Genomic DNA, 19,484 nt, shown 5'->3' with positions numbered 1-19,484 from the left:
TTATTCGGTTAGATACAGGGTGTGGGGAGGCCAACTCGCCGAGTCCGCCTCGATCCCGACGCGGGGTGGCCACGCCCCCCCTCCTCCCCCCCCCCCTCGACGGACCGCGGCGCAGCGGCTCAGGTGGGGTCAGCTGTGATGGATCACACCGGCTGCCACAGCGCCGGGACGATCGGCGGCTCCCAGCCGACCTGGGCGGTGTGCCCCTGGAGGCAGTGGTAGGTGACTCCGTTGTAGGTCACCAGGTCGCCCGTCCGGTAGGTGGTGCCGGGCGTCCAGGTGCCGCCGGGGTTGGGGTTCCCGTTGCCCACGACCAGGGAGAAGCTGGTGGTGTGGGTGGCCGAGCCGGTTCCGGTGACGGTGATGCTGTAGGTGCCGGCCGCGGTGGACGCCGCGGAGGCGACGGTCATCGTGGCCGAGCCGCCGGACTGCACCGAGGACGGGCTGAAGGAGACCGTCACCCCGGCCGGGGCGCCGGCGGAGGTCAGCTTGACCGCCTGGGCCGAGCCGGAGGTGGTCGCGGTGGCGACGGTCGCCGTGGCGGAGCCACCGGGCTTGACGGTGGCGGTGGCCGGGTTCACCGAGAGGGAGAAGTCGTCGGCGGGGGTGGTGCCGCCGACCGAGGTCTTCCAGATGGTGTAGGCCACGCCGTCGGCGCCGCGGTTCAGCGCGGTCGGGTCGATGTTGCCGGTGGTGTCGCAGGACTGGTGGTAGCAGGAGTCGTAGGAACGGCCCGCCGTGCCACCCCACTTGGTGGCCTGGGCGGAGGTCTTGACGGCGTCCGCGCCGGCCGCGTAGCCGGAGGTCGGGATGCCGGCCTGCTGGAAGGAGTAGTCGTCCGATCGGCCCTGGCCCTCGACGTTCTCCTCCGGCTGGAGGTTGAGCGAGTCCCAGTAGGCCTTCATCGGCGCGGAGGCCGCGGAGGTGAGGTTGTTGATGAAGTAGCCGGCGTTGGGCGAGCCGACCATGTCGAAGTTGTAGTAGGCCTTGATCGCCGAGAGCTGGGCGGAGCTCAGCCGGCCGACGTAGGACTGCGAGCCCTGCAGGCCCTGCTCCTCACCCGTCCACCAGGCGAACCGGACGTGCCGGGTCAGGCCGGGGTGCTGCTGGGCGAGCACGAGCGCGTTCTCCAGCAGGACGGCCGAGCCGGAGCCGTTGTCGTTGATGCCGGGGCCGGCCGCGACGCTGTCCAGGTGGGCGCCGAACATGGTGACCTGGTCGGACGGGCCGCCGGGCCAGTCGGCGATCAGGTTGTCGGACTGGTAGGTGCAGGAGGTGCAGGTCTGCTCGCTGACGGTGTAGCCGGCCGCCCGCAGCTTGGCCTTGAGGTAGGCCACCGACTGGCTGTGCCCGGCGCTGCCGGCCCGGCGGTTGCCGCCGTTCTGGTCGGCGATGGTGTTCAGCTGGGACAGGTGGGCCTGGACCTCGGCCACGTCGATGTCCGGTGCCGGTCCGCCGGGCGTGCCCCCGCCGCCTACGGTCAGAGTGTACTGGGCGGTGTGGGTGGCCGCGCCGGCGGCGCCGGTGACGGTGATCACGTACGTCCCGGCCGGGACGCCCGAGGAGGCGGACAGGGTCAGCGTCGCGGACGAACCCGCCTGAACGGAGGAGGGGTTGAGCGTCGCGGTGACCCCGGTCGGGGCGCCCGAGGTGCTCAGTTTGACGGTCTGCGCGGTGCCCGAGGTGACGGCGGTGGAGACCGTCGCGGTGGTCGAGGAGCCGGGCTGGACGGAGCCGGCGGCCGGGCCGAGCGCGAGCGAGAAGTCGTTGTTGCCGGACGGCGTGCAGCTCGGGTCGCCGCTCTGCGCGGGCACACTGACGGCGTCCCAGGCGGCCTTGGTCCGGTTGTAGAGGGCGCAGCTCGGGTCGAGGTTCTTGGCCGCGGTCAGGGTGGTGGTGCGGTAGCGCTTGTAGGTCATGCCGCTGGTCTTGAGCAGCATGCCGCCGTAGAACACTTGGCCGGCCTGCCTGACGCCGATGCCGGTGACCGAGGAGCCGTTGCAGGTGGGGCTGGTGGGCTTGCCGCCGCCCGGGTTGGAGCCCATGGCCAGCAGGTAGAACCAGTGGTTCAGCGGGCCGGCCGCCGCGTGCACCTCGGTGCCGGGGATGGCGGAGGAGTAGCAGTCCGGGTCGTTGTTGACCAGCGAGGGCTGGTAGAGGCTGCGGATCGGGCCCTGGCCGACCAGGTTGACCTCGCGGCCGACCTGGTAGTCGGGGTAGTCGTAGGGCGCGGGCTGGTTGACGTACTCCTTGGTGAGCGCGCCGAAGATGTCGCCGGTGCCCTCGCCGAGGCCGTTCTCGTTGTCGGCGCCGCCCGGGGTGTACTGGTCGATGCCGTGGCCGAACTCGTGGCCGACGACGTCCTGCGCGGCGATCCACGCGCCGCTCTGGTTGTGGCCGATGGAGACGGAGCTGCCGTCCCAGTAGGCGTTGACGTCGTTGAGGCCGACCTTGACCGGCCAGCTGCCCCCGTTGCCGTCGTGCCCGTTGCGGCCGAGCCAGTCGCGGAGCATGTTCCATTCCTGCTGGGCCGCCCACATGGCGTCGCCGCAGCCGGTCTCCTTGCTGGACGGGTCGCCGGTGCCCCAGGAGTCGGAGGACTTGGTCAACACCTGGCCCGAGTTGTAGTCGGAGCAGCTCAGGCCGGGCCGGTCGGGGTCGCGCAGGGAGTACGAGCCGCCGGAGCCGGTGGTGCTGATGGTGAGCGGGCCGGGGCCGTTCCACTTGCTGTTCAGGGTGCCGGCCCGGACGTCGTCGTAGCGGTCGACCACCTCGCCGGTGGCGGCGTCGACGAAGACGTGCAGCTTGCTCGGAGCGCTGTCGGTACGGCCGCTGAGCACCGTCTCCCAGGCGAGCCGGCTCGTGCCGTCCTTGACCCGGACGACCAGGCGGCGGGACTCCACCGTGTCCACCACGGGCAGCTCGGTGCGCGCGGTCTTCTCCGCGTCGGCCGGGCTGACCTGCGGGGTTATCGAGCCGCCGACCGGGCCGGGGGAGGCCGACTGCAGGCCGCGGACCTTGCCCTGCCCGTCCGCGAGCACCACCGCGTCGCCGCCGACCACCGGCAGGCCGCGGTAACTGCGCTCGTAGGAGACGGAGTAGAGGCCGCCGAGCCAGGGGGTGACGGCGCGGCGCTCATAGGTCTCGCCGGGGCCCTTGGCGAGTGCGTCCAGCCCGGCGGCCGCGGCGGCGTCTGCGGCGTTGACGGCGGCGGCCAGGGCGCTCGGCGGCGCCGGGGAGGGAGCGGGCGCGGCGCCGGCCGGTCCTGCGGTCGCGACGACCAGGCCGGCCAGTACGGTCAGGGTGGTTGCCGTGGTGAGCAACCGTCCTGGGGAAACTCTGCGTTGCATCGAGGCTCCTCGGATGTGGGGGTCCTCGACCGCGGACGGCATGGCTGGTGGCGCACCGCGGGCCGTGTCTGGGGGAACGGCCGTGCGGGCCGTCCGCGCTCGGGTGCCCGAACCCTCACATGGCGTCATGCTCAGGTCAATGGCCGGTGCGGGCTCGGCATAGGGTTGGCAAATTCCGTCAAGCCGCATCCGCGATTTCCCGTCAAGCTGGGCTTTCTTCCGAGTGGTTGAGACCACCTCATGTACGGGACGGACGCCATCGAGTACCGTCCTGCTCGTCGGACTCGTCGCAGGGCCCCGCGCGAGGGCCTGTCTCCGGGGAGGCAGCCGTGCACCGAAACCGTTCGGACTCGGCGGTGCGGGACTCGGCGGTGCAGGCGTCGGCGGCGCAGGTCTCGGCAGCTCAGGCCCCGACGGGGCGGGCTTCGGCCGGGCGGGTTTCGGCGGCGCCGTCGGGCCGCCAGGATGTGGGCGCCTGGCGGGAGTTCGGCGCCCTGCTGCGGCACTGGCGGCGCCGGGCCGGGTTCACTCAGGCGCAACTCGGCGCCGGGATCGGCTACGACCACACCGCGGTCAGCAAGATCGAGCACGGCGCCCGCCGGGTGACCCCCAGGATCGCCGAGCGGATCGACCAACTGCTCGGCGCGGGAGGGGAGGTGCGGGCGGCCTGCCTGCGCGCCGAGACCGCCGAGCTGCCGCTGCCCGCCCCCTTCCCGCCCGGCCTGATCCGGCCGCCGCTGCCCGGCGGGGTGCCGACCGGGCCGTTCCCCGCCCCCGGCCCCGCCCCCGGCCCCGGCCCCGGCCCCGGCTCCGCGCCGGCCCGGCTGCCGGACTACGGACTGCTCTGCCCGCTGCACGGCGCCGACGGTTGCGAGGTGCCGGATCGGGTCGAACTCGCCGCCCTGCAAGCGGAGTTCTGCGCCATCGATCAGACCGCCGAAGCCCCGCCGCTGGACGCCGCCACCGCGCACGCCCTGACCGGCCTGCTCGCCGCCCACCTGCGCTCCGCCGAGACCGGCACCCTCCCGGGCCTGACCGCCGCCGTCGAGCGCACCCTGCACGCGGTGCTCGCCCGACTGGCCGCCGCCCCCGCCGCGCAGCGCCGCCCGCTCGCCCGGCTGGCCGCCGAGCACGCCCACGCCGCCGGGGCGCTGCGGATGCAGGGCGGCCGCAACGCCACCGCGATGGCCTGCTTCGACCGCGCGCTCACCTGGGCCGAGTTGGCCGGGGACCAACCCACCCTCGTCGGTACGCTCAGCGACCTCAGCATCCTGGCCCGGCTGGACGGGGACCCGGTCGCCGCCCTGGGCTACGCGCGGGAGATCGACCGGGTCGCCCCGGGCCGGCACTGGGCCGGCGCGATGGGCCGGATCAGCCGGGCCCGTGCCAACGCCCTGACCGGGGACGTCCGGGCCACCGTGCGGCAGATCGGGCTGGCGCGGGAGCACCTGGAGCACATCGACGACCGGGACGAGGCGGACGTGCCCTGGCTGTCCATCGCCTCGATGCGGCTGCGGGTGGAGTCCGCCGCGGCCGCCGCCCTGCGCGATCTGGCCGCCGCCTTGGACGACCCCCGGCTGGCCCGGCGGGCGCTGGCCGCCACCGAGACGGCGCTCGGCCTGCTCGGCCCGACCCAGCTGCCGTCCAGCCGACTGCTCTTCACCGTCCGGGCGGCCGACTGCCACGCCTGCGCGCACGACCCGGGGGCGGCCGTCGAACTGCTCGGGCCCACCCTGGAGTCCGCCCCGGCGGCCGCCCTGCCCGCGCTGGTCGGGCACGAGCTGCGCGGCCTGCGCGCCCGCCTCGCGGCCTACGCACCGCAGGTCGCCCACCGGTTGGCGGAACTGTCGGGATCGTGGTGATCGGTGGCTTCGAGTGCCGGGCCCGGGAGCTCTTCCCGTGCGAGAGCGCACAGGGCGTGCAGCAGCGCCCGATCGACGACCTGACCGCACCGCGCTCCCATATCTCGTGCGCCTGCTGACGAATGCGCCCCCTTCGCGCCGACCTGACGTCAACTTCGTGCGCTAATGTTCCTTAGATCGGGTCATTTGTGGCGTTAACACGTCGAATGACTGCCTGGATCCGTGGCTCCCGCTAGAGTCTCTGACGTCTCCAGTCGTTAGTCCGCGAAGAACGAGGGGGGAGCGTGCTGACCGCCATCGCATGTCGGCGCGCCCATCCGCTTCGGATCTTAGGGGGGAATTCCCGGGTGTCTTTGCCGTGCGGTCCGGGATGCAACTGATCCTGGGTCCGATTGGCTTATCGGCATGTTCAGTGTTCGTGGTCGGAATGCCAATTTCGGCGCGGGTGTATTCGATTCACGCCGCCCTCGATGCCCACCGGGCAGTCCACCTGAGCCCGGCCCGCGAAGCCGCCCCTCCCGCGTTCGCGCCGTCCCGCCACCGACCCCGGATTGGATCATGATCACCTCGCCCTTCGCCGTGCCCTGCGACCGGATCGCGATCACCGGGATCGGCTGCCGCCTGCCGGGACACGCCAACGACCACCGGACCTACTGGCGCAACCTGATCGAGGGTCGGGACTGCCTCACCGACACCCCCGCCGACCGGTACGACACCGGCACCCTGGGCAGCCGCGACCGCGCCAAGCCGGGGCGGCTGATCGGCGGCCGGGGCGGCTACATCGACGGCTTCGACACCTTCGACCCGGACTTCTTCGGCATCAGCCCGCGCGAGGCCGAGCACATGGACCCGCAGCAGCGCAAGCTCCTGGAGGTCAGCTGGGAGGCGCTGGAGGACGGCGGGCTGTGCCCCGGCGAGCTGGCCGGGCGGGACGTCGGCGTCTACATGGGCGCCTTCACCCTGGACTGGAAGATCCTGCAGTTCGCCGACCTCGACTTCGGCACCATCGCCGCGCACACCGCCACCGGCACGATGATGACGATGGTGTCCAACCGGATCTCGCACTGCTTCGACTTCCGCGGCCCCAGCGTCTCGATCGACACCGCCTGCAGCTCCTCGCTGGTCGCGGTCCACCTGGCCTGCCAGAGCCTGCTCCGCGGCGAGACCGAACTCGCCCTGGCCGGCGGCGCGTTGCTGCACATGGCGCCGCAGTACACGATCGCCGAGACCAAGGGCGGCTTCCTCTCCGCGGAGGGCCGCTCGCGGGCCTTCGACGCCTCCGCCGACGGCTACGTCCGGGCCGAGGGCGTCGGCGTGGTGGTGCTCAAGCGGCTCTCCGACGCGCTGCGCGACGGCGACCCGGTGCACGCCGTCATCCTCGGCAGCGGCGTCAACCAGGACGGCCGCACCAACGGCATCACCGTCCCCAGCGCGGACGCCCAGGTCGCCCTGATCGAGCGGGTCTGCGCCGAGGCCGGAGTGCTGCCCGGCAGCCTGCAGTACGTCGAGGCGCACGGCACCTCCACCCCGGTCGGCGACCCGATCGAGGCGGCCGCGCTGGGCCGGGTCCTGGGCATCGGCCGCCGTGCCGGGGACCGCTGCTACGTCGGCTCGGTGAAGACCAACATCGGGCACACCGAGGCCGCCGCCGGCGTCGCCGGGCTGATCAAGACCGCGTTGGCCCTCAAGCACCGCCGCATCCCGCCGCACCTCAACCTGGAGAGGCCCAACCCCGGTATCGACCTGGCCGCGCTGCCCTTCGAGATCCCCACCGCCCCCGCCGACTGGCCCGAACACCAGGGCCCGGCCCGTGCGGGCGTCAACTCCTTCGGCTTCGGCGGCACCAACGCGCACGTCCTGCTGGAGGAGCCGCCGCTCCCCGCCCCGGTCCGGCCGGTGCCGCAGCCGGCCCGTGCGGTGCTGCCGCTGAGCACCAGGGACGCCGCCGGACTGCCCGAGCTGGCCGCCGCCGTCCGCGCCGAGCTGGCCGCCGGGACGGCGCTCGCCGACCTCGGCCACACCCTGGCCCACCGCCGCCAACACCTGCCCGAGCGGCTCGCCGTGGTCTACTCCGGGCGGCAGGACCTGGACGAGGCGCTGGCCGCCCACGAGCGCGGCGAGGCGCACCCGAGGGTGGTCCAGGGGCGTGCCCGGGAGCGCCGACACCGGCGGCTGGCCTGGGTGTTCACCGGCATGGGCCCGCAGTGGTGGGGGATGGGCCGGGGGCTGTACGAGAGCGAGCCGGTCTACCGGGAGGCCGTGCGGGCCGTCGACCGGGAGATCCGCGAGCAGGCCGGCTGGTCGCTGCTGGAGGAGTCGGGCCGCGACGAAACGGACTCCCGGATGGCCGAGACCTGGCTCGCCCAGCCCGCCAACTTCGCCCTCCAGGTGGGGCTTTCGGCACTCTGGCGGAGCCACGGCCTGGTGCCGGACGCGGTGGTCGGGCACAGCACCGGCGAGGTCGCCGCCTTCCACGAGGCCGGGGTGTACGACCTGGCCGACGCCGTCCGGGTGGTGCTCGCCCGCAGCGGGCTGCAACAGCGCCTGGCCGGGACGGGCTCGATGCTCGCCGTCGGCCTGCCGGAGGCCGAGGCGGAGCGGCGGATCCGTCCGTACCGCACCCGGGTCTCGCTCGGCGCCGTCAACAGCCCCTCCGCCGTGACCCTCGCCGGGGACACCGAGGCGCTGCGCGAACTGGCCGAGGAGCTCAGGCAGCAGGGCGTGTTCGCCCGCTTCCTGGACGTCGAAGTCCCGTACCACAGCGTGCGGATGGACCCGATCCGGGACGAGCTGATCGCCGCGCTGGCCGGGATCAAGCCGCGCGAGGCGCAGCTGCCGCTCCACCTGACCGCCGACGAGGGGCTCGCCCGGGGGCCGGAGCTGGACGGCGAGTACTGGTGGCGCAACGTCCGCAACCCGGTGCGCTTCCGGGCCGCCGTCGAGCGGATGGCCGAGGACGGCCACCGGCTGTTCCTGGAGCTCGGCCCGCACCCGGTGCTCGGGCACGCGATCCGCGAGTGCGCGGAGCAGGCGCACGTCCTGCCCTCGATCCGCCGACACCAGGACGAGCCCGAGCGCTTCGCCCGCACACTGGCCGAACTGCACACCCTGGGCGTCGAGGTGAGCTGGGACGCGGTGCAGCCGGCCGGGCGCCCGGTGCCGCTGCCGACCTACCCGTGGCGGCGCGACCGGTACTGGGTCGAGCCGAAACCGGTGGAGCAGGTCCGGCTCGGGCGGGTCGACCACCCGCTGCTCGGCCGCCGCACCGCGAGCGCCCAGCCCTGCTGGACCACCGCGCTGGACCCGGAGCGGATGCCGTACCTGGACGACCACCGGATCGAGGGCCAGGTGGTCTTCCCGGCCGCCGGGTACCTGGAGATGGCCGCCCAGGCCGTCCGGGCGCTGACCGGCGGCACCGAGGTGGTGCTGGCAGAGGTCGAGCTGAACCGGGCGCTGTTCCTCTCCGAGAGCGAGCCGGTCCCCGTCCAGCTCGGCTACGCGCCCGAGGACGCCCGCTTCACCATCGTCTCCACCCCGGCCGGCGGCGAGCCCGCCGTGCACGCGAGCGGCCGGGTCCGCACCGGTCAGCGCCGCGCCCACCGGCCCGCACCCGACTTCGACGCACTGCGCTCCCGAGGCAGGCACGTCGACGGCCCCGACTGCTACCGGCGCCTCGCCGAGCGCGGCTACCACTACGGGCCCGCCTTCCAGGCCATCGCCGAGGCGTGGACCGGGCCCGATGAGGCGCTCGCCCTGATCCGGCCCACCCCGGGGCTCGGCCCCGGGGACGCCGACCACCACCTGCACCCGGTGCTGCTGGACGCCTGCTTCCAGACTCTGCTGGCCACCCGGCTGCACGCCCCCGAGGGCGGCAGCGTCCGGCTGCCGGTCTCGATCGAGGAGGTCCGGCTCGACCAGGCCGGCGACCGGCCGCTGTGGGCACACGCCACCGTCACCCGGGACGGCGGCGGGGAGCTCGTCGGCGACCTCGCCCTCTACGCCGAGGACGGCACCCCGCTCGGCCGGATCACCGGCTTCAAGGTCGCCGACGTCGCCCGGGCCTCCGCCTCGGTGGGCCTGGCCACCATCGACGGCTGGCTCACCGAACTCGCCTGGACGCCGGCCCCGGCGGCGCCGCTCGACCGGCCGACCGGCGACCTGCTGCTGTTCGCCGACGGCGGCGGCCTCGCCGAGCGGCTGGCCGCCCTGGCCACCGGGCGCGGTGCCCGCTGCCACCTGGTCCGGCCCGGCTGCTCGTACGCCGTCGCGGACGGGGAGACGACGGTGCGGCCCGACTCCGCCGAGGACCTCCGGCGGCTGTTCGCCGACCTGGACCCGGCGTACCGGACCGTCGTCCACCTGTGGAACCTCGACCTGCCCGCCCTCGACGCCACCGACCCCGGGCAGCTCGACCGGCTCGCCACCCTCGGCGCCTACTCGTTGATCACCCTCGCCCAGGCGCTGCCCGCCGCCCGCCCGGACGGCCGGCTGCACATCGTCACCCGGGGCACCCAGGCCACCGGGCCCGGCGACCGGGTCGAACCGCTCGGCGCCCCCGCCTGGGGCATCGGGCGGGTGCTGTGGCAGCAGGAACTCGTCGCCCAGCGCGGCAGCCTGGTCGACCTCGACCCCGCGCTCGGCGCCGGAGAACAGGCCGAGGCGCTGCTCGCCGAACTCGGCGCCGGGGACGAGCAGGAGATCGCCCTGCGGGGCGGCAGCCGGCTCACCAGCCGGCTGCGCCGGGCCGAGGGCCTCACCCGGCCGCTGCCGCCGGTCCTGCGCCCCGACGGCAGCTACCTGGTCACCGGCGCCTTCGGCGCGCTCGGCCGACTGCTCTGCCGCACCCTGGTCAAACGCGGCGCCCGGCGGCTGGTCCTGATCGGCCGCACCGCCCTGCCGGAACGCGCCGAGTGGCGGGGCGTCGACCCGGCGAGCCCCGCCGGGGAGCGGATCGCCTTCCTGCGCGAACTGGAGGCGCTCGGCGCAGCACCGCTGCTCGCCCCGGTGGACGTCACCGACGAGACCGCCCTCGCCGGCTGGCTCGCCGACTACCGCCAGCGCCAACTCCCGCCGATCCACGGGGTGTTCCACCTCGCCGGGCAGGTCCGGGACACCCTGCTGGCGCAGATGGACCGCGCGGCCTTCGACGCCGGATACAGCCCCAAGGTGGTCGGCGCCCACCTGCTGCACCGGCTGCTGAGGGCCGAACCGCTCGACCACTTCGTGCTGTTCGCCTCGGTCGCGTCGCTGCTCACCACCGCCGGCCAGACCAACTACGCGGCCGGGAACGCCTTCCTGGACGCCCTGGCCCACCACCGCCGCTGCGCGGGCCTGCCCGCGCTCAGCCTGGACTGGGGCCCCTGGGCCACCGGCATGATCGAGGAACTGGGCCTGGTCGCCCACTACCGCGACGCGCGCGGCATGAGCTCGCTGCCGCCGGAGGCCGGAACCGCCGTGCTGGAGCGCGTCCTCGGGCAGGACCGGGCCCAGCTGCTGGTCGCCACCGTGGTCGACTGGCCGACCTTCCTCGCCTGGTACCCGGCTCCGCCGCCGCTGGTCGCCGAACTCGCGGCGAGTGCCGCCGAGCAGGCCCCGGCCGAGACCGGCGGCTTCCTGGACGCCTACCGCACCGCCGGCCGGCAGGCCCGGCGGGAGCTGGTCACCGGGCGGTTCACCGCCGCTGCGGCGGCCGTCCTGCGGATCGGCGCCGAGCGGATCTCCCCGGACACCAGGCTCGGCGCGCACGGCCTGGACTCGCTGCTCGCGATGGAGCTGCGGGCCCGGGTGCACGCCGAACTCGGCTTCGCCCTGCCGGTGGTGGCGCTGCTCAGCAACGGCACCGTCGGCGACCTGGTCGACCTGCTCGCCGAGGGCCTGGCCGAGCGGCTCGCCGCCGAGGGCGGCGCGGAGCAGGCAGAGGTCGAGCTCCACACCGACGAGTCCCGCTACCCGCTCACCCACAACCAGCAGGCGCTGTGGTTCCTGCGCCAGCTCCACCCGGACGGCTTCGCGTACAACATCGGCGGCGCGGTCGAGGTGCGCGCCGAACTCGACCCGGAGCTGGTGTTCGCCGCCTTCACCTTCCTGGTCGCCCGCCACCCCGGGCTGCGCGCCGCCTTCACCGCCGATCAGGGCCGCCCGGTCCAGCGCATCCGCGCCGAAGTCAACGCCGACACCGGGCTGTTCGACGTCGAGGGCCGCCCCTGGGAGGAGATCCACGAGCTGATCGTCCGCGAGTACCGGCGGCCGTACGACCTGGCCGAGGACCCACTGGTGCGGCTGCGGCTGTTCCGGCGCGGGCCGGACCGCTGGGTGCTGATGAAGGCCGTCCACCACATCGTCTCGGACGCGATCTCCACCTTCACCTTCATCGAGGAGCTGTTCGAGGTCTACGAGGCGCTGCGCCGGGGCCGCGCCCCCGAACTGCCCCCGGTGGCCGCCCGCTACCTGGACTTCCTCAATCACCAGAACCGCTTCCTGGCCGGGCCGCAGGCGCAGCGGATGCTCGACTACTGGCGCGGCCACCTGCCGGCCGGGGTGCCGGTGCTGGCCATGCCCACCGACAAGCCGCGCCCGGCGGTGCAGACCCACAACGGCGCCTCCGAGTTCTTCCGGCTGGACGCCGAACTTTCCGCGCGGGTTCACGAGTTGGCCCGCGCGAACAACGCCACCCCGTTCATGGTGCTGCTCAGCGCCTACTACCTGCTGCTGCACCGCTGGTCCGGGCAGCCGGACATCGTGGTCGGCAGCCCGGTCACCGGCCGCACCCAGGAGGAGTTCGCCTCCGTCTACGGCTACTTCGTCAACCCGTTGCCGCTGCACGTGAGCCTGGCCGGGGAGCCGACGGTGGCCGAGCTGCTGGCCCGGGTGCGGGAGAGCGTGCTCGGCGGCCTGGACAACCAGGAGTACCCGTTCCCGTTGCTGGTCGAGCAGTTGGGGCTGCAGCACGATCCGAGCCGCTCCGCGGTGTTCCAGGCGATGTTCATCCTGCTCACCCACAAGGTCGCCGTGGAACGCTTCGGATACCGCCTGGAGTACATCGAACTCCCCGAGGAAGAGGGGCAGTTCGACCTCACCCTGTCCGCCTACGAGGACCGGTCGGACGGCTGCTTCCACTGCGTGTTCAAGTACAACTCCGACCTCTTCGAGCCCGCCACCGTCCAGCGGTTGGCCGCGCACTACCGCAACCTGCTGGACGCCATGACCGGGGCCGCCGAAGGCGAGCCGGTCGGCCGGCTGCGGATGCTGGACCCGGCCGAACGCCGCCGGATCCTCGACGAGTACAGCGGCGTCGAGCGGCGGATCGACGACGCGGTGCCGGTGCCCGAGCTGATCGCCAAGGCCGCCGCCGAGCACCCGGAGGCCGTCGCGGTGGCGGCCCCCGGCCGGGACACCGTCCGGCGGGTCACCTACGGCGAGCTCGACCGGCGCGCCCAGCGCACCGCCGCACGGCTGCGCGAACTGGGCGTCGGCGAAGGCTCGGTGGTCGCGGTCTGCCTGGACAAGTCACCCGAGCTGATCACCACCCTGCTGGCGATCTGGCGGGCCGGCGCCGCCTACCTGCCGCTCGACACCGGACACCCGGGCGACCGGCTGGCGTACCAGGTGGTCGACGCCGGGGCCACCCTGGTCGTGGTGGACGAGCGGCGCCCGCTCCCGGCCGACCTGCCCGCGCCGCTGATCACGCTGAAGGAGCTGGACCGACCGGCCACCGCCGCCGGGCCGCTGCCCGCTGCGGACCCGGACCGGGCCGCGTACGTGATCCACACCTCCGGCTCCACCGGGCGCCCCAAGGGCGTGCGGGTCGACCACCGCAACCTGGCCGCGGTCACGGCCGGCTGGCGCGAGCAGTACCGGCTGGACACCGAGGCCCGGGTGCACCTGCAGATGGCCGGGACCGCCTTCGACGTGTTCTCCGGCGACCTCGCCCGGGCGCTCGGCACCGGCGGCACCCTCGTCCTGGTCGACCGCGAACTGCTCTTCGACACCGCCCGGCTGCATCGGGTGATGCGCCAGGAGGCCGTCGACTGCGGCGAGTTCGTCCCCGCAGTGGCCCGCGCCCTGCTCGCCCACTGTGAACGCGAGGGCCTGCGGCTGGACTTCCTGCGGCTGCTGATCGTCGGCTCCGACTCCTGGAAGGCCGCCGAACACCAGCGGTTGCGCGCCCTGTGCGGGCCGGACACCAGGCTGGTCAACTCCTACGGCCTGACCGAGGCCACCGTCGACTCCAGCTACTACGAGGGCACCGCCGAGGAGCTGGAACCGGGCCGAATGGTCCCGATCGGCCGGCCCTTCCCGAACAGCGCGCTCTACATCCTCGACCGCTACGGCGAGCCCGTCCCGGCCGGGGTGGCCGGCGAGCTGTGGATCGGCGGCGCGGGCGTCGCCGCCGGCTACCCGAACGACCCGGAGCAGACCGAACGGCGCTTCACCACCCTGGAGTTCGACGGCACGCCGCTGCGGCTCTACCGCACCGGCGACCTCGGCCACTGGGACACCGCGGGCACCGCGCACCTGCTCGGCCGGATCGACAACCAGGTCAAGGTGCGCGGCCACCGGATCGAGCTCGGAGAGATCGAGGCCCACCTCACCGCCCGGCCCGAACTCGCCCAGGCCTGCGTCGCCGTCCGGCAGGACTTCTCGGGCGAAGCCGTGCTGGCCGCCTACCTGGTGGCCGCCGAGGGCGTCGAGCTGAACCGTCGCGAACTGCGCCGCCACCTCGCCGAACACCTGCCCACCGTGATGATCCCGGCCTACCTCACCGAACTGCCCGCCCTGCCGCTCACCCCGAACGGCAAGGTCGACCTCGCCGCCCTGCCGGAGCCCGAGGCCGACACCGGCGGCGAGCGGCACGAACCGCCCGCCACCCTCTACGAGACCAGGGTCGCCGAGCACTGGAGGAACCTGCTCGGCCTGGACGAAGTCGGCCTCCAGCACGACTTCTTCGAACTCGGCGGCAGCTCCATCCGGCTGATCGAGCTGATCCACCACCTGCAGACCGAGTTCAACATCAGCATCCCGGTCGGCCTGCTGTTCAAGGTCACCACCCTGCACGGCATGGCCCGCACCGTCGAGCAGATCATCACCGGGGAGGTGGCCGGCGGCGAACCCCACCTCTGGTTCAACTCCGAGGCTCCCGAAGCCCGTACGGTCTTCTGCTTCCCGCCGGCCGGCGGCCACGGGCTGGTCTACCGGCAGCTCGCCGCGCACCTGCCCGAGCACCGGATCGCCGCCTTCAACTACCTGACCGGCGACGACAAGACCGCCCGCTACGCCGACCTGGTCGAGGCGCTGCACGAGTCGGGCCCGTACGTCCTGCTCGGCTACTCACTCGGGGGCAACCTCGCCTTCGAGGTGGCCAAGGAACTGGAACGGCGCGGCCGTACCGTCGGCTCGGTGCTGCTGGTGGACGCCTACCGGAGCCTGGCGGCCTTCGATCTGGGCGAGGAGCACGTGGCCGTCTTCGAACGGGAGCTGCGCGAGCACCTGCACCGGCACACCGGCTCGCGGATCGTCGCCCGGGAGACCTTGGAACAGGCCCGGGACTACCTGGAGTTCTGCAGCCGCACCCCCAACACGGGCACCGTGAACGCCCAGCTCGACGTGGTCTGCGAGCGCGAGCGCCTCGCCGTGCACGAGGGCGGCGAGCCCGGCTCCTGGCACGGCGCCTCCACCACCGGCACCGCCGTGTACACCGGCCACGGCGACCACGCCGAGATGCTCGACGGCGAGTTCGCCGCCCGCAACGCCGAACTGGCGGGTGCCATCCTCGCCGGAGGCACCGTCGATGGCCGTGGCTGACCGCGGGCCGGACTGGTCCGCCAGGGAGCGGGCCGACGGCGGCCCGCCCCGGGTGATCGTGATCGGGGCCGGCCTGGCCGGCCTCGCCGCCGGCTGCTACGCGCAGATGAGCGGCCTGGAGACCCGGATCTTCGAGAAGCACGTGCTGCCCGGCGGCTGCTGCACCGCCTGGTCCCGGCACGGCTACCTGTTCGACTACTGCATCGACTGGCTGATCGGCACCGCCGAGGGCACCGGCGCCCACCAGGTCTGGCGCGAACTCGGCGCCCTGGACGGCAAGTCGGTGACCCACTTCGACACCTTCAACCGGGTCGTCGACGAGCACGGCCGGGCCGTCACCTTCCACACCGACCCGGACCGGCTGGAGGCCCACCTGCTGGCCCTCGCCCCCGGGGACGCCGCGCCGATCCGCGCCTTCTGCAAGGACCTGCGCCGCTTCGTCGCGATCGACCTGCCCTGGGACCTCACCCCGCGGCCGTTGCGCACCCCGGCCGAACGGCTGCGCTCCCTGCGCACCGTGCTGCCCGCCTTCCGGCTGTTCTGGCGCACCGCGACCACCCCGATGAGCGGCTTCGCCGAGCGCTTCCAGGACCCGCTGCTGCGGCGGGCCTTCCCCACCATGTTCCTGCAGGAGCCGGCCGGCTTCCCGCTGCTGCCGTACCTGTACACCCTGGCCGCCGCGCACACCGGCAACGCGGGCTTCCCGCAGGGAGGTTCGCTCGGCCTGGCCCGCTCGGTGGAGGAGCGGTACACCTCGCTCGGCGGGGTGATCGGCTACCGCTGCCGGGTGGACCGCATCCTGGTCGAGGACGGCCGCGCCGTCGGCGTCGAACTGCGGGACGGCTCACGGCACTTCGCCGACCACGTGGTAGCCGCCTGCGACGGACCGACGGTGCTCGGCCGGCTGCTGGCGGGCCGCTACTCCAGCCCGACCACCGACCGGCTGTACGGCGAACTGCTGGACCAGCCCGGCAACCTCTACCCGGCCGTGGTCTCCGCCTTCGTCGGCGTCGACGGGCCGCTGCCAGCGGGCGAGCCGCACAGCACCACCTACCTGCTCCCGCCCGAGCAGGGCGCCCGGCTGCCCGGCTCGCTCCAGCACAGCCTGGTGGTGCAGCTGCGCTCCGACTACGCCGAGGGCTTCGCCCCGCCCGGCAAGTCGGTGCTGCACTGCACCTACTTCAGCGACTACCGCTCCTGGAAGGAGCTGCGGGTGCGCGACCGCCGGGCCTACCGGGCGCGCAAGCAGGAAGTCGCCGCGTTCGTCCGGGAGTTCCTGGCCCGGACCCACCCCGGCCTCGGCGGGCGGATCGAACTCGTCGACGTCGCCTCGCCGGTGACGACCGAGCGCTTCACCGGCAACACCTACGGCAGCATCCTCGCCTGGCAGGCCTTCTCCGAGGCCGAGGACGCCGCCAACCGCCTGGTCAACCGGGACCGGATGCGGCTGCCGGGCCTCAGCGGCTTCTCCATGGCCGGGCAGTGGACCTCGCTCGGCGGACTGATCCGGGCCGCCACCAGCGGCCGGTACGCCGCCCAGTACCTCTGTCGGGAACTCGGCCGACCGTTCCGGGCCTGGCCCAGCGACAACCAGGAACCCTGGCACGCGGGCAAGTGGGGCCCGCTGCCGCAACTCGACCGGGCCACCGTGGGCCGGATGACCGTCGGAGGGCCGGAATGACGGGGGCGAGCAGCGGCCGGCAGAGCATGGTGATCATCGGCGGCGGGCTCGGCGGCCTGTCCACCGGCTGCTACGCGCAGATGAACGGCTACCGGACGCGGATCCTGGAGATGCACGAGCTGCCCGGCGGCTGCTGCACCGCCTGGGACCGCGGCGAGTTCACCTTCGACTGCTGCGTCAGCTGGCTGCTGGGCAGCGGGCCGGGCAACGAGATGCACCGGATCTGGCTCGAACTCGGCGCCCTGCAGGGCAAGCGGATGCGCAACTTCGACGTCTTCAACGTGGTGCGCACCAGGGACGGGCGGGCCGTCTACTTCTACTCCGACCCGGACCGGCTGGAGGCCCACCTGCTGGACCTCGCCCCGGAGGACGCCCGGCAGATCCGGCAGTTCTGCGCCGGACTGCGCAAGTTCCGCGTGGCGCTGACCCGTTACCCCTTCCTCAAGCCGGTCGGGCTGATGGGCCGGTGGGAGCGCTGGCGGATGCTGGCCTCCTTCCTGCCGTACGTCAACGTCATCCGGCGCTCGATCACGGTGCTGATGAGCGACTACTCGGCGCGGTTCCGCAGCCCGCTGCTGCGCGAGGCGTTCAACTTCGTGCTGTACGAGAAGCACCCCAACTTCCCGGTGCTGCCGACCTACTTCCAACTCGCCTCGCACGCCGGGCAGTCGGCCGGGGTGCCGGAGGGCGGCTCGCTCGGCCTGGCCCGCTCGGTCGAGCAGCGCTACCGGCGGCTCGGCGGCGAGATCACCTACAACGCCAAGGTGACGGAGATCCTGGTCGAGCGGGACGCTGCGGTCGGGGTGCGGCTGAGCGACGGCCGGGAGGTTCGCGCCGACATCGTCGTGGCGGCCTGCGACGGGCGGACCACCGTGCTGGACCTGCTCAAGGGCCGCTACCTGAACGACACCTACCGCCGGCTGTACACCGAGACGCTCACCGAACCGGGCATGGTCTTCCCCGGCTACCTGACCGTCTTCCTCGGCCTGCGCCGGCCCTTCCCGGCGGGCGACCCGTGCACCACCTACCTGCTGGAGGAGGAGTTCGCCGCGCGGCTCACCGGCATTCGGCACCCCAGCATCAACATCCAGTTCCGCAGCCGCCACTACCCGGAGCTGTCGCCCGAGTCGACCACCGTCCTCTACGCCAGCTACTTCTGCGACATCGCCCCCTGGCGGCGGTTGAGCACCGGCCCTGAGCAGGCGCCCCGGCTGCGGCGCGGCGAGGAGCTGCACACCCTGCCGGTCGGCCGGGGCCGGGAGTACCAGCGGGAGAAGCGCCGGGTGCGCGACGCCGTCATCGAGTTCCTGGACGGGCACCACCCGGGGCTGAGGGACGCGGTGGCCGTCAAGGACGTCTCCACCCCGCTCACCCAGGTCCGCTACACCGGCAACTACGACGGCACGGTGCTCGGTTGGCAGCCGTTCGTGGAGAGCGGCGAGACCTTGGAGGAGGAGATCAAGCGCAACGGCCCGGGGCTGCCGGGCCTGGCCGACTTCTACCTCTCCGGGGTCTGGGCGACCACCGGCGGCCTGATCCGCGCGGCCGCCGCCGGCCGGCACGTCGTCCAGTTCATCTGCCGCGACGACCGCAGGCCGTTCACCGCCGAGGTGGACGACAGCGCTCCGCCGCCCACCCTGATCACCGAACCGGTCGGACCCGACGACCGGGAGTTGGGAGTCCCTTCGTGAGGATCGAGAAGTGGGTCGTCCGGGAGCACCTGGACGGCGTGCCGGACGTGGACCGGATGTACCGGAAGGTCGTGGAGGAGGTGGACGTCCGGCTCGCCGAGGACGAGATGCTGCTGCGCACGCGCTACGTGTCGGTGGACCCGTACCTGCAGGGCATCGCGCTGGACACCCCGATCGGCGACCACATGGGCGCCGACTCGATCATGGAGGTGCTGGAGGCCGGGCCGGCCGCGCGCTTCGCGGTCGGCGACCTGGTCCAGGGCTTCGGTGGCTGGCGCACCCATGTGGTCAGCGACGGCGCTCCGATGCTCTGGCAGACCGGTACCTTCCCGATGGTCTTCCCGGCCTACCGCCGGCTGGACCGCTCGGACTACGACGAGCGGCTGCCGGTCACCACCGCGCTCGGGCTCCTGGGCGGGCCCGGGATGACGGCCTGGGGGACGGTGGAGAAGTTCCTCGACGTGCGACCCGGCATGACGGTGGTGGTCAGCGGGGCCAGCGGCGCCGTCGGCTCGGTGGTCGGGCAGCTCGCCAAGCACCGCGGTGCGCGGGTCGTCGGCACCACGGCGACCCCGGCGAAGGGGGACTGGCTGCGGGAGCTGGGCTTCGACGAGGTGCTGCACTACCGCGACGGCGACGATCCGGAGCGGGTGGCCAAGGAGCTGGCCGGGTTCGCCCCGGGCGGTGTCGACCGCTACTTCGACAGCCTGGGCGGCACGCTCACCGACGTGGTGTTCGGGATGCTCGCGGTGGACAGCCGGGTGGCGGTCTGCTGGCAGTGGGGGAGCCAGGTCGGCGGCGAGTGGGCCGGGCCCCGGCTGCTGCCGATGATCATGTTCCCGCGCACGACGATCCGCGGCGTGTTCTCGCTGGAGTGGTTCACCGAGGAGAACTGGGCCGCGCTGCGGCGGGACCTCGGCGCGCTGGTCCGCAGCGGGGACCTGCGCTACCGGCAGACCGTCCACCAGGGGTTCGACGGCATTCCGGCGGCGTACCGCAGCCTCTACGAGGACCGCTCGGCGAGCCGGGGCAAGGTGCTGGTCGAGCTCTGACGCACCGTCGGATCTGAAAGCGTTTCAGTGTAGTGATTGACTAGTGT

The 19,484-nt window shown here is 73.4% G+C and carries 6 protein-coding genes; 5 read left to right on the top strand and 1 reads right to left on the bottom strand.

Annotated elements, in window-relative coordinates; genetic code table 11:
- Positions 1–143: 143 nt before the first annotated feature.
- The gene (locus ACFQ87_RS10980; RefSeq protein ID WP_380610338.1) at positions 144–3,350 is read right to left on the bottom strand and encodes a M28 family peptidase; all 3,207 of its coding nucleotides are present in this window, start codon (positions 3,348–3,350) and stop codon (positions 144–146) included.
- 329 nt (positions 3,351–3,679) lie between these two features.
- On the opposite strand from ACFQ87_RS10980, the gene ACFQ87_RS10975 reads away from it, so the two are divergent.
- The 5 genes from ACFQ87_RS10975 (at position 3,680) to ACFQ87_RS10955 (ending at position 19,437) form a co-directional block, all read left to right on the top strand.
- Positions 3,680–5,212, top strand: a complete 1,533-nt coding sequence (locus ACFQ87_RS10975; RefSeq protein WP_380610337.1) for a helix-turn-helix domain-containing protein — start codon at positions 3,680–3,682, stop codon at positions 5,210–5,212.
- 558 nt (positions 5,213–5,770) lie between these two features.
- Positions 5,771–15,013 (top strand): amino acid adenylation domain-containing protein, encoded by a 9,243-nt coding sequence (locus tag ACFQ87_RS10970; protein WP_380610336.1) that lies wholly within the window; start codon positions 5,771–5,773, stop codon positions 15,011–15,013.
- Positions 15,000–16,694, top strand: a complete 1,695-nt coding sequence (locus tag ACFQ87_RS10965) for a phytoene desaturase family protein (protein WP_380610335.1) — start codon at positions 15,000–15,002, stop codon at positions 16,692–16,694. Before ACFQ87_RS10970 ends, ACFQ87_RS10965 begins: the two co-directional genes overlap by 14 nt.
- 26 nt (positions 16,695–16,720) lie before the next feature.
- Positions 16,721–18,385, top strand: a complete 1,665-nt coding sequence (locus tag ACFQ87_RS10960) for a phytoene desaturase family protein (RefSeq protein WP_380610443.1) — start codon at positions 16,721–16,723, stop codon at positions 18,383–18,385.
- Positions 18,382–19,437: an MDR family NADP-dependent oxidoreductase gene (locus ACFQ87_RS10955; RefSeq protein WP_380610334.1), complete on the top strand. Its 1,056-nt coding sequence runs from the start codon at positions 18,382–18,384 to the stop codon at positions 19,435–19,437. The genes ACFQ87_RS10960 and ACFQ87_RS10955 overlap by 4 nt, the downstream gene beginning before the upstream one ends.
- The last annotated feature ends 47 nt before the right edge of the window (positions 19,438–19,484 follow it).

This window comes from Kitasatospora sp. NPDC056531 (assembly GCF_042794375.1).
GTDB lineage: Bacteria > Actinomycetota > Actinomycetes > Streptomycetales > Streptomycetaceae > Kitasatospora.
Note: the sequence above shows the minus strand (reverse complement) of the source record. Positions and strands in the feature narration are given on the sequence as shown.

Excerpts from the sequence above, each read along its gene's own strand:
- ACFQ87_RS10980 (WP_380610338.1), bottom strand. The coding sequence starts at position 3,350 with ATGCAACGCAGAGTTTCCCCAGGACGGTTGCTCACCACGGCAACCACC.
- ACFQ87_RS10970 (WP_380610336.1), top strand. The coding sequence starts at position 5,771 with ATGATCACCTCGCCCTTCGCCGTGCCCTGCGACCGGATCGCGATCACC.
- ACFQ87_RS10965 (WP_380610335.1), top strand. The coding sequence starts at position 15,000 with ATGGCCGTGGCTGACCGCGGGCCGGACTGGTCCGCCAGGGAGCGGGCC.
- ACFQ87_RS10960 (WP_380610443.1), top strand. The coding sequence starts at position 16,721 with ATGGTGATCATCGGCGGCGGGCTCGGCGGCCTGTCCACCGGCTGCTAC.